This window comes from Flavobacteriales bacterium (assembly GCA_016699575.1).
Taxonomy (GTDB): Bacteria; Bacteroidota; Bacteroidia; order Flavobacteriales_F; family PHOS-HE28; genus PHOS-HE28.
In genome coordinates this window covers 913,474-929,421 of sequence record CP064979.1, presented here as the reverse complement: position 1 = coordinate 929,421, position 15,948 = coordinate 913,474, and the positions used below count along the sequence as shown (strand labels likewise).

Annotated in this window: 15 protein-coding genes; all 15 read right to left on the bottom strand. The window is 60.7% G+C overall.

Translation table 11 applies throughout. The features are described 5' to 3' along the window. Nucleotides 1-65: 65 nt before the first annotated feature. The 15 genes from IPJ76_03920 to IPJ76_03850 all read right to left on the bottom strand — a co-directional run bounded on the left by IPJ76_03920 (nt 66) and on the right by IPJ76_03850 (nt 15,885). The gene (locus IPJ76_03920; GenBank protein QQR87381.1) at nt 66-692 is read right to left on the bottom strand and encodes a PorT family protein; all 627 of its coding nucleotides are present in this window, start codon (nt 690-692) and stop codon (nt 66-68) included. Nucleotides 693-803: 111 nt separating this feature from the next. Then, nucleotides 804-2,897 (bottom strand): hypothetical protein, encoded by a 2,094-nt coding sequence (locus tag IPJ76_03915; GenBank protein QQR87380.1) that lies wholly within the window; start codon nt 2,895-2,897, stop codon nt 804-806. Nucleotides 2,898-2,960: 63 nt separating this feature from the next. After that, on the bottom strand, nt 2,961-4,340 hold the full coding sequence (locus IPJ76_03910; GenBank protein QQR87379.1) for a radical SAM protein: 1,380 nt from the start codon (nt 4,338-4,340) through the stop codon (nt 2,961-2,963). Further along, complete coding sequence (locus tag IPJ76_03905; protein QQR87378.1) at nt 4,337-5,137, bottom strand: class I SAM-dependent methyltransferase; 801 nt, start codon at nt 5,135-5,137, stop codon at nt 4,337-4,339. The genes IPJ76_03910 and IPJ76_03905 overlap by 4 nt, the downstream gene beginning before the upstream one ends. Next, nucleotides 5,134-6,597: a radical SAM protein gene (locus IPJ76_03900; GenBank protein ID QQR87377.1), complete on the bottom strand. Its 1,464-nt coding sequence runs from the start codon at nt 6,595-6,597 to the stop codon at nt 5,134-5,136. Before IPJ76_03900 ends, IPJ76_03905 begins: the two co-directional genes overlap by 4 nt. Nucleotides 6,598-6,600: 3 nt before the next feature. Next, nucleotides 6,601-7,566, bottom strand: coding sequence for a nucleotidyltransferase domain-containing protein (locus IPJ76_03895; protein QQR87376.1), 966 nt, complete (start codon nt 7,564-7,566; stop codon nt 6,601-6,603). A 100-nt stretch (nt 7,567-7,666) separates the two neighbouring features. Further along, entirely contained in the window at nt 7,667-8,323 is a 657-nt protein-coding gene (locus tag IPJ76_03890) for a ribulose-phosphate 3-epimerase (protein ID QQR87375.1), read from the bottom strand. 96 nt (nt 8,324-8,419) lie between these two features. Beyond that, a complete protein-coding gene (locus IPJ76_03885) occupies nt 8,420-9,286 on the bottom strand; it encodes an RNA polymerase sigma factor RpoD/SigA (protein ID QQR88389.1) in 867 nt (288 codons plus the stop codon). A gap of 186 nt (nt 9,287-9,472) precedes the next feature. Further along, nucleotides 9,473-11,740, bottom strand: coding sequence for a polyribonucleotide nucleotidyltransferase (locus tag IPJ76_03880; protein ID QQR87374.1), 2,268 nt, complete (start codon nt 11,738-11,740; stop codon nt 9,473-9,475). 208 nt (nt 11,741-11,948) lie between these two features. Further along, complete coding sequence (gene rpsO, locus IPJ76_03875) at nt 11,949-12,218, bottom strand: 30S ribosomal protein S15 (GenBank protein ID QQR87373.1); 270 nt, start codon at nt 12,216-12,218, stop codon at nt 11,949-11,951. A 118-nt stretch (nt 12,219-12,336) separates the two neighbouring features. Continuing rightward, nucleotides 12,337-12,663, bottom strand: a complete 327-nt coding sequence (locus IPJ76_03870; protein ID QQR87372.1) for a hypothetical protein — start codon at nt 12,661-12,663, stop codon at nt 12,337-12,339. Next, entirely contained in the window at nt 12,660-13,079 is a 420-nt protein-coding gene (locus tag IPJ76_03865) for a T9SS type A sorting domain-containing protein (GenBank protein QQR87371.1), read from the bottom strand. Before IPJ76_03865 ends, IPJ76_03870 begins: the two co-directional genes overlap by 4 nt. Further along, nucleotides 13,069-14,148 (bottom strand): hypothetical protein, encoded by a 1,080-nt coding sequence (locus IPJ76_03860; GenBank protein QQR87370.1) that lies wholly within the window; start codon nt 14,146-14,148, stop codon nt 13,069-13,071. The genes IPJ76_03865 and IPJ76_03860 overlap by 11 nt, the downstream gene beginning before the upstream one ends. Before the next feature lie 10 nt (nt 14,149-14,158). Continuing rightward, nucleotides 14,159-14,581: a hypothetical protein gene (locus IPJ76_03855; protein QQR87369.1), complete on the bottom strand. Its 423-nt coding sequence runs from the start codon at nt 14,579-14,581 to the stop codon at nt 14,159-14,161. A 458-nt stretch (nt 14,582-15,039) separates the two neighbouring features. Next, complete coding sequence (locus IPJ76_03850) at nt 15,040-15,885, bottom strand: acetyl-CoA carboxylase carboxyltransferase subunit beta (protein ID QQR87368.1); 846 nt, start codon at nt 15,883-15,885, stop codon at nt 15,040-15,042. Between the last annotated feature and the right edge of the window lie 63 nt (nt 15,886-15,948).

Below are 15,948 nucleotides of genomic sequence, written 5' to 3'. Positions count from 1 at the left end.
GGTGTTACCCTCGGGTCCAGGACCGCTGGGTACCGCCGACTTCTGAACCGGACCAGGTGGACGTGTCAATGCCGCACCCGGCCCCGGCGCGACTTGTGCCGCCATTGCTTGAAGCGGTAGCCCACGCTGATCTGGGTACTACGGTGCACAGGCAACAGCGCACCCTCGTTCAGGATGACGGAGCTGAGGCCGTTGTAATACCGTAGTGTGAAGTCCCAGCCGCTGTGCATGTCGGCGGCAAGCCCGAGGTTGAAACCCATGTCCCAAGGGTTCACATCGGGCAGCACATTGGTGGTGGTGTCGCCCAGTTGCGCAGCACCGATCAGCTTGCCGATCTGCGGCCCGCCTTGAACGTTGAACGTGTTGCCGAAGAAGTACTTCAGCGTAATGGGCAGCTGCGCATAGTACAGCCGCAAAGCTGCGTAGCCATTATTGTTGTCCTTGAGCACGCGGCCATGCATGCTCACCAGCAGTTCGGGCTGTATCTCGAAGGCCGCCCCACCGTAGATCGTCCCGTAAAGACCGAGCATACCTCCGAACATGGGCCGGGCCCGGGTGCCATTGGCACTGGCCGTGTTCATCTGGCCACCGGCCTTCAACCCAAGACCGCTCGATTGTGTGAATGCCTCCTGAACAGGCACTGAAAGCAAGACCAGCGGCAGGAGACGGGTGAACACAGGAACGGGGCGCATGACGGTCGTCGTTGACCATCTCTACGCCCCGTCCACGTCGGTGTTACCGGCTTCAAGCCATGGTTCGACGGATCGCGGTAACCGCAGGCCCGAACCATGGCAAAGTGCCCATCAATGCATAATGACCTTGCCCACCATGGTGGTTTCAGCGGTTGCGACCTCCACAACATAGAGACCGGGAGCGAGGCTGCCGAACGCCGCGGTCCAACGGTTCGTGGTCGTGGTAGTGGCCAGTGCGATCCGGCCGGCGCCGTCCAATACACGCACTGAAGCCCCGTTGCCATCCCAAGAAATGTGCACATCGCCGGCACCGTAGGCCACCCCCAATGAGGTGCCCGCTGCATTGATCCCCGTGCTCAGGTCGATGAGCACCGAATAGTCCTCCGTTTCACCGAAGTCGTAGTTGTAGCAGGGGGCGCTGGTGGTGATCTGGCCGTTGCCGGGGTACATGCAACGTACTCGCAGCGTGGTAATGCCGAGTGCGGCGTTGTTCGGCACGGTGAAGTTGGCCACATGGTTCTCGAACTCCGCAGTGGTCACCCAATCCTCGATGAGCTCGTTCGTGTCGAATTGATCGTCGCCGTTGAAGTCCAACCAGACCCCCATCAGATCCTCCTCGAAATCGCCGCTTTGCACCAGAATGTCGTAGGTGGCGCCCCTCCCGAGTTGGGTCAATTGAGAGGTATAGTCCTGGTAGGTTGGGCCGCCCGTGCTGCCGCTGTTCGTGTTGCTGATGGTGTTAAGGATCACGCCGTTAACGAAGTCGCCAAAGTTGGTGCCGTTGGTGGAGGTTGGTATGCAGGGGCCGCTCTGGGCGTCCGTGATGACCACCGTGTAATCCTCGGTTTCTCCGTAAACGAAGTTGTAGCAAGGGTCAGCGGTAGTGATCTGACCGTTGCCAGGGAACACGCACCGAGCGCGCAGGTAGGTGCTGCCCAGTGCCGCGTTCGCTGGCACGGTGAAGGTGAAGGTGAGGGTCTCGAAGGTGCTGGCTGTTAATCCGCTACCTAGCTCCTCGCCTGCGCCGAACGTGTCGTTGCCGTCGTAGTCGATCCACGCGCCAAGGATGTTCTGGTTGTAGTTGCCACTGGTAACATCGATGCTGTAGGTGGCACCGCGCTCCAAAGTGGTGCTCAGGTTGGTGTAGTCCACGTAGGTGGGCGTGCCTGTACCCCCGGTCCCCGTATTGCTGATGGTCTCCAGCACCACACCGCTCACATAGTCGCCGAAGTTGGTGCCGCTTGTTGAGGTAGGAATGCATGGACCTGTGCCCGTGCTGCCACCACAGCCACCGCTGGCCAGCAGTGTGCTACGCGTTCCATTGATGATGCCGTTCATGTACGCGCCTTGATCATCGGTGAACATCAGGCTGCAATCCGCATAGTCCATGAAGTTCTCGTACTGCGTGAGCACGCTGCAGCTCATTTGGTTCGTGGGGAAACAACTGAAGGTCGGGCCGTCCGTGTCCGGCGTATCGGCGAAACCATCGTCGTCCACGCACCCACCATTGTCGCCCCAAGGGTGTTGAAGGCCGAGGTAGTGGCCCGCTTCGTGGGTTGCAGTGCGCGCACCCGGATTGAAGGCGTAGTCGAAGTCCAGGACGATGCCGTCATCACCGGTGCCTACGATGCCGCCAACGGGCAGGTAGGCATACCCCGTGGTTACACCGCCGCCACCTTGGCCGCTGCTGATGTCGCACACCCAGATGTTCAGGTAGCTGTCCGGGTCCCATGCAGGGCTGCCCTGGGGGTTGTACTTCATGTCGTTCGTCTCGGTGTCCGGGTCGAACCATGTTTCCGTTGTGTTCTTCCGGACAATGCCCGTGGTCGGGTTGCCGTTCGGGTCCACGCTGGCCAGGCAGAATTGGATGCCCGTATTGGTCACCACACCGGCGAAGTCTGCGCGGACATTTCCCACGTCGCTGTTCTGCTCACTGTAGTCAAGGTTCATCTGTGCGATCATCGCGGTGATCGTTCCGTCGCTGATGTTCTCGGCGGCCGTGTTCCAAACCACGTGCACCACCACGGGGATCACCGGGTTTCCCCCGCCCTTCGGAAAGGCGTTGGGCAGGTGGTCGGCTATGCGCGCGCTGGCACCGAGCTCTGCCAAGCGTTGTTGCGTGATACGGTGCGCAGCGCAGTCGTGCGTTTGGGCAAAACCGGTCAGGGAGGTGAAGGCGAGAAGGGAGATCAGCGATCGGCGCATGGTGCGTATTTGTTCGGCGACAAATGAAGTATGGCGCGGCGGGCGCGGGCCCTCGTCCGGGGCTTATTTCTTGAACAACATGCCCACCCGGCCCCACAGTGCGCGCGCCCCGTGCTTTGCGGCGCTCAGCGGCCTGCCCTTGCGCCACTGCTGATGGGCGTGCACGGTGTGCGTCACGTAGCGCACGGCGTGCGGGTAGTAGCACCGGGCATAGCTTCTGCGGAAGTCCTGATCGCGGTCGCTGGTGGTGCCCCAGTCAGGGGAGTTGGTCATGTCCTCGCGCACCTCGGCGTGGAGCTCGGTGCCTGCAATGGGGTAGGCCACCGTGATGGTGAACTGGTCAGGGTCGCTCACTTTCAGATGGTGCACGGTTTCCCTGATGTCGGCCTCCGTTTCGCCGGGGTAGCCCAGCATGATGAAGGTGCCCGTGCCGATGCCCGCGCGTTTGCTCTCGCGCAGCATTTCACGTACTTGGGCTACGTCAACGCGGCGGTCCATGGCGTCGATGATGCGCTGGCTCCCGCTCTCCGCACCGATCCACACCTGCACGCAGCCACTGCGTTTCAGCAACGAGATGGCTTCCGAGTTCATCCGGTCGGCCCTGGTGATGCACTCGTAGGAGATCACCAAGCCTCGTCGCTCCAACTCTTCCGCGAATCCGAGCAACCACTTATGGCTGATGGTGAACACGTCGTCCACGAACCAGATGCGGTCTGGTGCATAGATGTTCCGCACGTGTTCAAGCTCATCCACCACGCAGACCGGTGAGCGGCGCCGGTAGCTAAGGCCGTACACGGCGCGGCTGCACCACTTGCATGTGTACGGACAGCCGCGCATGGTGCTCACGTTCAATGCGCTGTACCCGTGGCGTTCCTTCCAAGCGCGCTGATAATGGTCCAGGTCGATGAGGTCGCGCGCAGGCAGCGGCAAAGCGTCCACTTCTTTCAGCTTGTCCCGCTCTTTTGTGAAGACCACGGCGCCGTCCTGCTCGCGGTAGGCAATGCCGTCAACGCTGCTCAGGGGCGCTCCGTTGCCGATGGCGGCCATCAGTTCCTCGGCCGTGCGCTCACCTTCACCCACCACGCAGGCGGTTGCCCCCGACGCAAGGAAGTTCGCTGCGTGATTGCGCGTTTCAGGACCACCGAGGACGATGGGAACGTGTTCAAGCCCTGCGGTTTTCCTGATCTCCTTCATCAAGCTCACCACATTGGCCCGCGTCATCAGGTTAACGTAGATCGCGACGCATTCCGGTCGGAACATCCGGAGCTGTTCCAGCAGACCAGCGCGACTTCCGAAGGTGCTGTCGTACACCTTCACCTCATGCCCGCAATTGCGCAGGTGTGCAGCCACATAGAGCGATCCCAGCGGCGGGTAGGGCTTCATGATGCGCAGTTCGCGCGCATCCTCGTGGATGAAATACCCGTGCGTGAGGAAAACCTTCACGGCCTGCGTTCCAGGTCGATGAGGTAGTGGTCGGCATAGCGGGCCGTCCAGCGCCAGTCGTTTATCAGCTCGTCCAACGCGTTCAACCGTCGCAGGGTGTTCGGTCGCTGCGCGAAGAAGGGTTCCAAGTAGCTCGGCGGCACGAAGAAGCCGATCGGTTTCACGTTCACCACACGGAAACGGTGGTTGAAGAGGCGCGCGACGTTCTTCGGCGAGTGGTACCAGGTCATCACACCACTTCCGCTTAGGCTCGCCCACAGTGGTTCGTGGCGCCCACGGCGGAAGGCCTCGTTCCAATTCCCCTTCATGAGGAAGTATCCCGATTCCGCCATGCAGCGGTCCGGCATGATAACCGCGACAAGTCTTCCCTTCGGCCGAAGCGCATCGGCTATTGGGTCGCAAAGCGCGGCCAGATCGTTCGCATCAATGCAGTTCAAGCCGCCGAAGTCGCTGAACACCATGTCGAACTGGTCGGCTTCGAAACGCCCGCGCAGATCGTCGAACGCAAGTTGTTGCGTTGTCACGCGATCCTCCATGCCGTGCTGCAGGATCCGCTCGTCCGCCACACGCAGCATCTCGCCGCTGATATCCGTGGCCAACACATGGTGTCCGTGCCGTGCCATGAAGATCGCATCGGCGCCGGTGCCGCAGTTCAGTTCCAGGATCTCCATGCCGCGCGAAGCCAGCAACAACGGCGACAAATGGTCCCACACGGCTTGCCGCTGCAACAGCCCTATGCGGCTGTGCGTGAACTCCCTGTCGTACGACGGGGCCAGCGGATCGAAGACGGCTTTCATGGTCGGCTTTCCCTGGAACGGAGTTGTTGTAAACGGATCTTGTCGAGCGCAGCAGCGGGCAGGTAGTAGGCGGCGCTGGCAGCGCGGCGAAGATCGGGCCTCTTACGCAGAGGGGCGCGCAGGATGTTGCGCCATTCGTTGAGGGCTTGCCGCCGACGGAAGCGCTTGTGCACGTACCGGTGCAGTCGTTTGTAGAAGGCGGGCCGGTGCGTGTTGCGGAACATCAGTGCCAACTCGTCGCTGTCGGTCCAATTCTGTTTGCTGCCGAGCTGGTCCTTCACCTTTTCGAAGAAGGGGGTGCCCGGTAGTGGGTAGCTCACACTGATGCCGATGTCGTCCGGCTGCAGCTCTTCCACCATGCCGAGCGTAGCGTCGATGTCGGCGTCCGTTTCGCCCAAGTACCCGAATTGGAGGAAGAAGCCCACGCGGATGCTGTGTTTGCGCAATAGACGCGTCGCATCGCCGATCTGCTGCACGGTGGTGCCTTTGTCCATGGCGTCCAGGATCTTTTGGCTGCCACTTTCGGCCCCTACCCATACCTCTTCAAGCCCAGCCGCAGCCAACGCCTTCACAGCACCTTCCTCCAGCAGCAGGTCCACGCGGCTTTGGATCTTGAAAGGGATGCGCACCCCGCGCTGGTCAAGCTCCTCGCTGAACCGTTGGGCCCACCCCGGCTTCAATCCGAAGATGTCGTCACAGAACCAGAGGTGGTCCGGGTGATGATGTTCGTGAAGCCATGCGATCTCGTCCGCCACATGGGCCGGACTGCGGCTGTTGTACCGGTTGCCATAGATCGGTTTCGCGCACCAGTTGCATTTGAAGGGGCAACCGCGCGTGGTGGCCACGTTCATGCTGAAGCGGCCCTGCGACCCGCGCCAGATGGAACGGTAGGGCGCCACGTCCATCAGGTCCCATGCCGGCATTGGCAATGCATCCAGGTCGCGTAGCACAGGTCGTTTGGTGGTGAACGTTGGACCACCAGAACCCTTCAACGCGAGTCCTGAAATGCTCGACAGGTCAGCGGTGCCATTGCTCCATGCCGCGATCACATCGTTCAATGCGGCGTCGCCCTCGCCCATGATCACCGCATCGGCGCCGGCAGCCAGGTAATCGTGATAGTGGTCCGTGCTGTCGCTACTGTTCACCAACACTTTGCAGCCGTGCTCTTTGCCTATGGCGATCATGCGCATGCATGCTTCGCGCATCACCGTCAGGCACATCTTGGTCAGGTAATTGAACCCGTCGTCATAGATGGCCAGTACGTCCGGCTTCCACTGGTCGACTTCCGTGGCCAGTTCCTCCGGAGAGTGCCGCAGGCAAGCATCGAACACGCGGACCTCGTGCAGGCTGCGGAGGTTGGCCGCTGCTTGGAGCGTGCCGAGCGGAGGGTAGGGCCGGGCATCGCGCCACTGCTTGGGGTCCAAGCGGTAGTAGTAGGCGTTGGCCAGTAGCACCTTCATGGCTCAGGCAAGTGAGAGGCCATGCTCCCGCTCGAACTGGCGGATCCTTTCCTGCAGTGCTTTGAGCACCCGCTGTTGGAAACCCTGCGGATGGTGCTTGCTCACGTACTTCCGCGTGCGGAGCGCGTGTTCGAAATTGCGCGCATCCATACCGCTGAACTTGCGCTTCCAGCGGATGTAGGTCAGGCGCATGAACGCGTCGTCAAGCCACTCGCCCAAAGAGCCGCACAGCAAACGCTCGGAGATGACCTGGCGCTGTCGGGGGGGCGCGTGGTGCGGCAGGTTCCGCTCCCGCGGCATGTTCGGGAACCGCTCGAATGCCCATCCGTTCGCGTCGAAAAATTCCCTGCACACGTCCGGCCCGTAAGTGGGGATGAGCGTAACCACCTCGGTGGCCGTGAAGATGTTGCGGTCCTCAATGGCCACGTGGTCCGTGTCGATGAAGTAGTTCACGCAGAAATCGCGACGGCTGTTCAGGAGGAAGAGCTTCTTGTACAGCACGAGCAGCGTGCGCGCCACCCACAACCGGCGTGGTGCGGTGATGATGAAGTAGTCGATGTCTCCCTGCTCGTCCAAAACGCCTTTGCTGATGCTGCCGCTGAGCATAACGGCCCGCACGAACGGGAAAGAGCCGATGAGCTTCGAGTTGCGGTGCGCCTTGGCCATGCGGCTTTGTGCACGCTCCGAGAAACACATTCGCCTGGAGGCAAGTTCACCGGTGCGGCTGAGAGCGTAGTGGCCGTCGGCTTCTGCGACCAGTCCCTTGGTCAACAGGTTCACCAGAGCACGATCAAGGTCTCCTGATGGTCCTTCGTGCAGGGAGCTGAACGCCATGATCTCATCGCGCCGCAACGGATGCTTGAAAAGGTCGAAATAGATGAGGGCGCGGATGATCGCACGCTCAGCGCAGGAAAGGACGGTGCTTTCCACGGTGGGCGTTGCCGATCGTTCGAGTGTGGTGTGCAGCACGCGTTGAAGAAGTTGCGTCAGGGCCGAGGACGAAGGTACCTGCGCTTTCGACGCCCATCGGCCAGGCCGTGTGCAGCGCCGATCGGGGAACGGCCGATCTTCAGGAACGAACGGCGCTCAGGTCGGCGATGGCCTTCTTGGGATCAGGCGCGCCGAACACACTGTTGCCGGCCACCAGCACGTTAGCGCCGTGCTCCAATAATTTGGTCACGTTGCCGGTGCCCACGCCACCATCTATTTCCAGTAACACACTGGAGCGCTGCGCGGCTTTCATCTCCTCCAAGCGCTTCAACTTGGCGTACGTGCCCTCGATGAACGACTGCCCACCGAAGCCAGGGTTCACGCTCATAACGCAGATCAGGTCCGCCTCGCCGAGCACTTCCTCGAGCGCGCTGGCAGGTGTGTGCGGGTTGATGGCCACACCTGCTTTCATGCCGGCCGCTTTGATGGCTTGGATGCTCCGGTGCAGATGCGTGCAAGCTTCCAGGTGAACGGTCAGCACATCGGCCCCGGCGTCGCGGAAGGCATTGATGTACTGGTCGGGCCGCACGATCATCAAGTGGACATCGAAGACCTTCTTGCTGTACTTGCGGATGGCCTTGATCACCGGCAGCCCGAAACTGATGTTGGGAACGAAAACGCCGTCCATCACGTCCAGATGCAGCCAAGGCGCAGGGCTTTCCTCCACCATCTGCACGGCGCTTTTCAGGTCGGCGAAGTCGGCGGAGAGGAGTGAAGGGGCTATGATGTGCGGCATCGGCCGCGAATGTACCTGCGAGGACGGGCACCAATGATCGAAGCCGACCTCCAGGCTTACGGGCCCGGCGATCGGCTTCTCTGATGGTGCTTGTTCCTAACCTAGGTACGCCTTCAAGGTGCGGCTGCGTCCCTGGTGCTTCAATCGGCGGATGGCCTTCTCCTTGATCTGGCGCACACGTTCGCGCGTCAGTTCGAACTTCTGGCCGATCTCTTCCAGCGTGTGGGGCTGGTTGCCCTTCAATCCGAAGTAGAGGCGGATGACATCGGCTTCGCGGCTGGTGAGCGCATCCAATGAGCGTTCGATCTCCGTTTTCAGGCTGTCGCTCATGAGGGCCTCTTCCGGATCGGGCACGTCGCCGTTCTTCATCACGTCGTGCATGGTGCCGCTGTCGTCTCCCTCGCGCAAGGGGGCGTCCATGCTCACGTGGCGGCCACTGTTGTTGAGGCTGGTCTTCACCTCTTCGAGGGTCATCTCCAGCACCTCAGCCAGTTCGGCGGCCGTTGGTGCGCGTTCGTGCTCCTGCTCCAACTTGGCGAAGGCCTTGTTGATGCGGTTGATGGAGCCGATCTTGTTGAGGGGTAGGCGCACGATGCGTGCTTGCTCGGCCAGGCTCTGGAGGATCTGTTGGCGGATCCACCACACGGCATAGCTGATGAACTTGAAACCGCGCGTCTCGTCGAAGCGGGTGGCCGCTTTGATGAGACCGAGGTTGCCTTCGCTGATGAGGTCGGGCAGGGTGAGGCCCTGGCCTTGGTATTGTTTGGCCACCGATACCACGAAACGAAGGTTGGCTTTGGTGAGCGCTTCCAGTGCGGTGTGGTCGCCGCGTTTGATGCGTTGCGCCAGCTCGACTTCCTCGGCAGCCGTGATCAACTTCACCTTGCCTATCTCCGTCAGGTACTTGTCCAACGACGGTGTGTCGCGGTTCGTGACCTGCTTCACGATCTTCAACTGCCTCATACGTGCCATGTGCGGTACTGGGGATTTTTAGCCGGGGCTTTGAACGGTGGCAACGCCCGACGGGTTACCGGAACCACAAGTGCATCTACGATCCCCGCTCCCAGCGCGGATCATCGACCGGCGAGGCCAGGCCGGAAAACGAGGAAGGCCGCCTTCCGGCGACCTTCCATCTTCGTTGTTCGATCCTCAGTTTTGATCAGGTGCCGGACCATGGTCGTCACGGCGTGGGCGGTCGTCACGACGTGGGCCACGATCACGGAACTCGCGGCGGGGGCGATCATCACGGCGTTCGCGGCGTTCACCTTCCATTGCAGGTTCGCGCTCCACATAGCCTTCGGGCTTGGGCAACAGCACGCGGCGGCTCAACTTCAGCTTGCCACTGCGGGGGTCCTTACCGGTCACTTGGAACTCGATCAGCTCGCCCTCTTTCAGGACGTCCTCCACGCGCTCCACGCGCTTCCAGTCGAGTTCGCTCACGTGCAACAGACCGTCGGTGCCCGGGAAGATCTCCACGAAGGCGCCGTACGGCATCAAGGTCTTCACCTTGCCCTTGTAGGTGACACCGATCTCGGCTTGCGGCGGGAACGCGATGGCGCGGATGCGTGCCACGGCGGCGTCGATGCTCGCTTTGTTCTCGCTGCTGATCTCCACGATTCCGCGGCCGTCCACCTCGTCGATGGAAACCACTGCACCGGTCTCGGCTTGGATCTCCTGGATCACGCGGCCGCCCGGGCCGATGATGGGCCCGATGCTCTCCTTGGGCACGTCGAAGGTGACGATGCGCGGGGCGTGCGGCTTGTAGTCGGCGCGCGGTGTCTCAATGGTCTTGAGCATTTCGCCCAGGATGTGCATGCGGCCTTGGCGCGCTTGTTCCAGTGCTTGCGCCAGCACTTCGTAGGGCAGGCCGTCCACCTTCATGTCCATTTGCGTGGCGGTGATGCCCTTGGCAGTGCCCGTCACTTTGAAATCCATATCGCCGAGGAAGTCCTCGTCGCCCAGGATGTCGCTCAGGATCGCGTGGCGTTTGCCGTCGCTGATCATGCCCATGGCAATGCCGCTTACGGGCGCCGTGATCTTGATGCCGGCGTCCATCAGTGCCAGTGTGCCGCTGCACACCGTGGCCATCGAACTGGAGCCGTTGCTCTCCAGGATGTCGCAGTTCAGGCGGATCGTGTACGGGTTCTCCGGTGCTGGCGGGATCACCGGCTTCAGTGCGCGCAGGGCCAGATTGCCGTGGCCCACTTCGCGACGGCCGGGGCCGCGGATCGGCTTCACTTCGCCCGTGCTGAAGCTGGGGAAGTTGTAGTGCAGCATGAAGTTCTCGCTGCCCTTCTTGGTGGCCAGGTCGATGGTCTGCTCGTCCATCGAACTACCGAGCGTAACGGTGTTGATGGCCTGCGTTTCACCACGGGTGAAAATGGCACTGCCGTGCGTGCCGGGCAGCATGTCGATCTCGCTCCAGATGGGGCGGATGTCCGTGGTCTTGCGGCCGTCGAGGCGGATGCCCTTGTCGAGCACCACGTTGCGCACGGCCTTCTTCTGGGTCTTCTTGAAGAAGCGCGCCAGCATGGCCTTGTCGGTCTTCTGCTCGTCGGCCAAGGTGGCCAGGCAGGCCTCCTTTACAGCGGCGAAATTGGCCGAACGCTCTTCCTTGGCGCTGGGCACCAACGCGATGTCGTAGTACTTCTGGTAGCAGAAGTCGTGGATCAACTGGCCGATGGCCGCATCGTTGTTCTCGTGGTTGTAGGTGCGCTTCACCTGGCTCTTGGGCACCATGGCGCTCAGTTCGTTCAGCGCCTGGCAGTGCACCTTGATCGCATCATGCGCCACCTTGATGGCAGCGATCATGTCCGCTTCCTGGATCTCCTTCATCTCACCTTCCACCATCAGGATGTCGGTGAGCGTGCCGGCCACGATCAGGTCCATGTCGTTGCCTGCGGCTTCCTCCCATGTGGGGTTCAGGATGAACTTGCCGTTCACGCGGGTCACGCGGATCTCGCTCACGGGGCCACCGAAGGGGATGTCGCTCACGGCCAACGCGGCCGCGGCGGCCAGGCAGGCGATGGAGTCGCTCTGGTTCTTCTTGTCGCTGCTCATCAACGACACCACCACTTGCGTGTCGCCGTGGAAATCATCCGGGAAAAGCGGCCGCAGCGCGCGGTCAACCAGTCGGCTGGTCAGGGTCTCGTGGTCGCTGGGGCGTGCTTCGCGCTTGAAGAAGCCGCCCGGGAAACGGCCGGCAGCGCTGAACTTCTCGCGGTATTCCACCTGCAGGGGCAGGAAGTCGATGCCCTCGCGGGCCTCCTTGGTGGCCACTACGGTGGCGAGCAGGATGGTGTCGCCGAGGCGAACGGTAACAGCACCGTCGGCTTGTTTGGCCAGCACACCGGTTTCGATGGTGATGGCTTTGCCATCGCCCAGGTCGATGGTCTTGGTGATCCCTTGTGGTCTCATGGTTTTTAGGTCGGGGCGGGAAATTCCCGCCCGTACGATTTATGCCCCGGCCTTTCCGGAGCGGTTGGTTATGGAGGGTTTCTCTTTGTTGGGGCGGATGATCATCCGCCCGTACGTCCTTTCTTAGCAAAAAGGGCAATGGACGTTGCCGCCATTGCCCCCTTGATCGTATGTATGGTGCGCTGCCCGAGAGCCGGACAGCATCGGCTTACTTGCGCAGGCCGAGCGTGCTGACGATGGCACGGTACCGGTCGATGTTGTACATCTTCAGGTAGTTGAGCAACTGCTTGCGCTGGCCTACCAGGCGCACCAGGCTCTTTTCCGTGGCGTGGTCCTTCTTGTTCACCTTCAAGTGCTCGGTGAGGTGGTTGATGCGCTCAGTGAACAGGGCGATCTGGCTTTCGCTGCCGCCGGTGTTCTTGGCGTCGCCGCCGTGCTTCTTGAAGATCTCGCGTTTCGTTTCGGTGGTCAGGTACATGTCCTTCCGGGTGTCTATCGTACCGGGCCATTCCCGGAACGGGCGGCAAATATAGGAGCCAGGGATATGCGGCGGAACTATGTCCTGGAACTACCGTAGCTCCCTGATCGGCAGGGTTTTACTTGGCCTGCTGGTTTAGCTGCGGTGCCGCCGGGCCAAGCAGGAGCGATCCGACCTCCGCGACCGTGGCATACTGGAACCGCATGTCCAGTTCCCGCATGTCCAAGGTATCGGACATAGCTTGTGCGATCCGCAATGGAAACAAGCTGTGGTTGGCCTGTCGCTCCATCATGCGCAACCACTGTTCCTCGCTCGGGGTGGCCGGGCGGTTGGCTTTCAGCACAGCAAGCGTGGTGGCATTGCAGGGTGGCTTCGCCTCCGGTGCTTGCGCCTGCGCCACCGCGGCTGTCAGCAACCATGCAGCACTGATGAAGATCCGTCTCATGGTCCAGTGATCGCTATCCGTGTTGTGCTTCGTTTACCGCCCCAAGCCAAGGTAGCGTGGTAGATGCCCGCAGCGGCACCCTCCAACTCCACCGTATGCACTTGGCTCCACTGTGGCAACCGCTCCTCCAGCACCAACCTTCCCGCCACGTCCCGTACCTCCAATGTTCCCACCACCGCTTGCGCCGGGTAGGTAACCGTGAACGAACCCGCCGACGGATTCGGATGAACCCCTATGCTAAGCGGCGGCGGCTTCTCCGCCACGCCCAGCCCAAGCGTATCGCACGGGCTGCCGAGCAAGGGGCCCAAGTGGTAGTTGGGGTGGTTGGGGCAACTATCCATGAAGTATGACGGCAATACAACCCCATGCTGCACGATATCGCACGCCACACCAAGCTGATCCGGGTTATTGATCACATGCAATCGATCCGTGCTGTTGCCAGTGGCTATGTAGATCTTGCCGTCTGGTGCCAGTTGCGCTAGATCGAACAGGGTAGCGAACGGTGGAGGGTGAATAGAAGCTGTCCCATTCAGCCACATGCACCATGCTCGCTTCGATGTCTGCGGCGAGCATGTCGTACTGGTAGACGTCCTCAACGGACGAAACATAGAGCACCTCGCTGCTCGGTGAAAATGCAACTCCCCCGATCGCGTTCTCGTCTTCGATATCGATATGAACGTGGTCGGCTAACAGGCCAGTACACCGATCAAAGTTGAAGATGTCCAAGTCATGTTCGCCCCAGTAATAAGCGAAACGGCTTCCGTCTGGTGAAAAACAAACTTGCCCCCCGTCCATGGGACGCACAATACCTATGGCTTGCGCCTCATGCGGTCCAACCCCATACGGGGTGACAAGCAGTCTGAAAAACACATCAGTGTTGATCTTATGGCAAAAGACCCACCAATCTCGTCCATTAGCGTGCTTCACGGCAGTGATCTTGCCAACGTTCAAGGTGTCTTGGATCAGCACTTGGTTCTTGCTCACTACGCCACCCAAACCTCCATTCAAGCTTATGTCGATCTGGGAGAGGTACAGGTACATAGCAGCGCCCAGGTTGGGGTCGTCGTAGCTACCGTGAAACATATAGTGCAGCCCTGCTGTACCCGGTTTCGGGAGGATCAGATGGCTCTGGGACAGATGAAGACCATCCGGGAATTGCTGGGTATAAAAGCTGGGGTTGATCCCAGTTCCATTTAGCATGGTATCACCCGATGCATCGGCGATGTAGTAGCCGTTGGTTACGAACAACAACTGACCGGAACTGTCAGTGATGTTTGCCGTAGCCCGGCGGAAGTCCATTTCGCGGTTGATGTATGTTATGTCGGCCGCTCCCGAAAAGAAGTCGATGTTAGTACCACCAAAAGGCGGTCCAGCCGAACTTCCGAACCCCCCCAACCAAAGGTTGTTGAGGCCTGATTGCGCCAAACCGTGCTGGCAGGCTAGGTGTCCTGCCAGCAGGGCCGCTGCAATGGTGAATGCTCGCATCACCGCCCGATCAGCGAACGATGGTCAACTTCCCATCACCCACCTGCTCGTCATCCACTATGAGCACGAAGTGGTAGAGTCCCGCAGCCAGCTGAGTTGTTGAGAACGCGAACCGGTTTTGCTCGCTACCCACGTTGTGCCGTGCGATCGCGCGGCCCATTGCATCACGGATGATGAATTCTCCCGTGGCGCCCTCATCCAGTTGGTAGATCAGCGTGGCTTCATCCGTCGCCGGGTTCGGCAGCACTTGCACCACATTGCCGCCGTCCTCGTCGGCACTGCGCACAATGATGCCTTGTTGCAAGCAAATGGCCGGATCGTCGAACTCTTCCTCGTCATCCACCAAGGAATACAATGCCCGTGCGCGGTACACCGCATTGCCGCCTACCATGGGGCACTGGCTGGCGATCGCGTACAGGGTGTTGGCCTCCACTGCATCAGCTTGGCTGTGGCGCGGCGCACGCGCTCGGCTGATTGCCGAATGAGCCATCATGCAAGGGGCTCTACCCCGTCTAACAAATAGGCTTGTCGTGTGTATCATCCCATGCCTTTCTCTTCCGACGGCTGAAAGTAGTCGTTCAGCACAAAGGCCCATCGAGATGTTCGATGCTCAGCCTGTATTGGTGTGCCTCGGTAATCATGCCTAGCTACACCAGATTCTGGGGCTTCTGCACCTCGCGCCCTTTCGCATGATCTGTCCCGCACCAAATGCAGCACGCCCCGGCCATTAGCCAGGGCCCTCCATGTTCATCAGGCTTGTCAGTCGCTAGGCCGCCTCCGCCGCCTTCTCCTCCTTCACGCCGAGATCAAGAAAGAACAGCACATCGAAATGTTCCTGGTAGAACTAAGGTTCGCTCCCAGGGACCCCGCATACCAAACTGAACTCGCTATCTAGCTCTTGAAGAACCCGAAGAAAGCCGCCAGCGTTTTTTTCAGGTCCTTGCGCTCCACGATCTTGTCCAAGAATCCGTGCTCCAGCAGGAATTCGCTGGTCTGGAAGCCTTCGGGCAGGTCGCGGCCAATGGTTTCCCGGACGACGCGGGGGCCCGCAAAGGCCACCAAGGCCTTCGGTTCGGCAATGTTCAGGTCGCCCAGCATGGCGAAGCTGGCAGTAACCCCCCCGGTCGTGGGGTCGGTGACCACGCTGATGTAGGGGATGCCTTTTTTGGCCAACAGGGTGAGCTTCGCGCTGGTCTTGGCCATCTGCATCAAGCTGAAGCCGGCCTCCATCATGCGGGCACCGCCGCTTTTGCTGATGATGACCAAGGGGCTCTTGCGCTTCAGGGCCACATCGGCGGCCATCGCGATCTTCTCACCCACCACACTCCCCATACTGCCACCGATGAACCGGAAGTCCATACAGGCGACGACGGCCTCGTGCTTGTCCACCTTGCCGTAGGCAGCGCGAAGGGCGTCCTTCAGTCCGCTATCCGCCTGGCTCTTCTTCAGACGGTCGGCGTATTTCTTGGTGTCCTCGAACTTCAGCGGGTCACCGGCCATCAGGTCGGCGCCGATCTCGGTGAATTTGTTGTTGTCGAAGAGGATGGCGAAGTACTCCTCGCTGCCGATCTTCTCGTGGTAGTTGCACTTGGCGCAGACCCACAAGGCGTTCTCGTGGTCTTCGCTGGTCATGATCTCCGAGCACTCCGGGCACTTGTACCACAGGCCCTCCGGGGTTTCCTTCTTCTCCTCGGTGGCGGTGGTGATGCCTTCCTTGACGCGTGTGAACCAGCCCATGGGGTAAAGATGAAGGCTGAAAGTTGAATGAAGAAAGCTGGAAGCCGAAGGGTCTTGCACCCC

Excerpts from the sequence above, each read along its gene's own strand:
- IPJ76_03920 (QQR87381.1), bottom strand. The coding sequence starts at position 692 with ATGCGCCCCGTTCCTGTGTTCACCCGTCTCCTGCCGCTGGTCTTGCTT.
- IPJ76_03915 (QQR87380.1), bottom strand. The coding sequence starts at position 2,897 with ATGCGCCGATCGCTGATCTCCCTTCTCGCCTTCACCTCCCTGACCGGT.
- IPJ76_03905 (QQR87378.1), bottom strand. The coding sequence starts at position 5,137 with ATGAAAGCCGTCTTCGATCCGCTGGCCCCGTCGTACGACAGGGAGTTC.
- IPJ76_03900 (QQR87377.1), bottom strand. The coding sequence starts at position 6,597 with ATGAAGGTGCTACTGGCCAACGCCTACTACTACCGCTTGGACCCCAAG.
- IPJ76_03890 (QQR87375.1), bottom strand. The coding sequence starts at position 8,323 with ATGCCGCACATCATAGCCCCTTCACTCCTCTCCGCCGACTTCGCCGAC.
- IPJ76_03885 (QQR88389.1), bottom strand. The coding sequence starts at position 9,286 with ATGAGGCAGTTGAAGATCGTGAAGCAGGTCACGAACCGCGACACACCG.
- IPJ76_03880 (QQR87374.1), bottom strand. The coding sequence starts at position 11,740 with ATGAGACCACAAGGGATCACCAAGACCATCGACCTGGGCGATGGCAAA.
- rpsO (QQR87373.1), bottom strand. The coding sequence starts at position 12,218 with ATGTACCTGACCACCGAAACGAAACGCGAGATCTTCAAGAAGCACGGC.
- IPJ76_03870 (QQR87372.1), bottom strand. The coding sequence starts at position 12,663 with ATGAGACGGATCTTCATCAGTGCTGCATGGTTGCTGACAGCCGCGGTG.
- IPJ76_03860 (QQR87370.1), bottom strand. The coding sequence starts at position 14,148 with ATGCGAGCATTCACCATTGCAGCGGCCCTGCTGGCAGGACACCTAGCC.
- IPJ76_03850 (QQR87368.1), bottom strand. The coding sequence starts at position 15,885 with ATGGGCTGGTTCACACGCGTCAAGGAAGGCATCACCACCGCCACCGAG.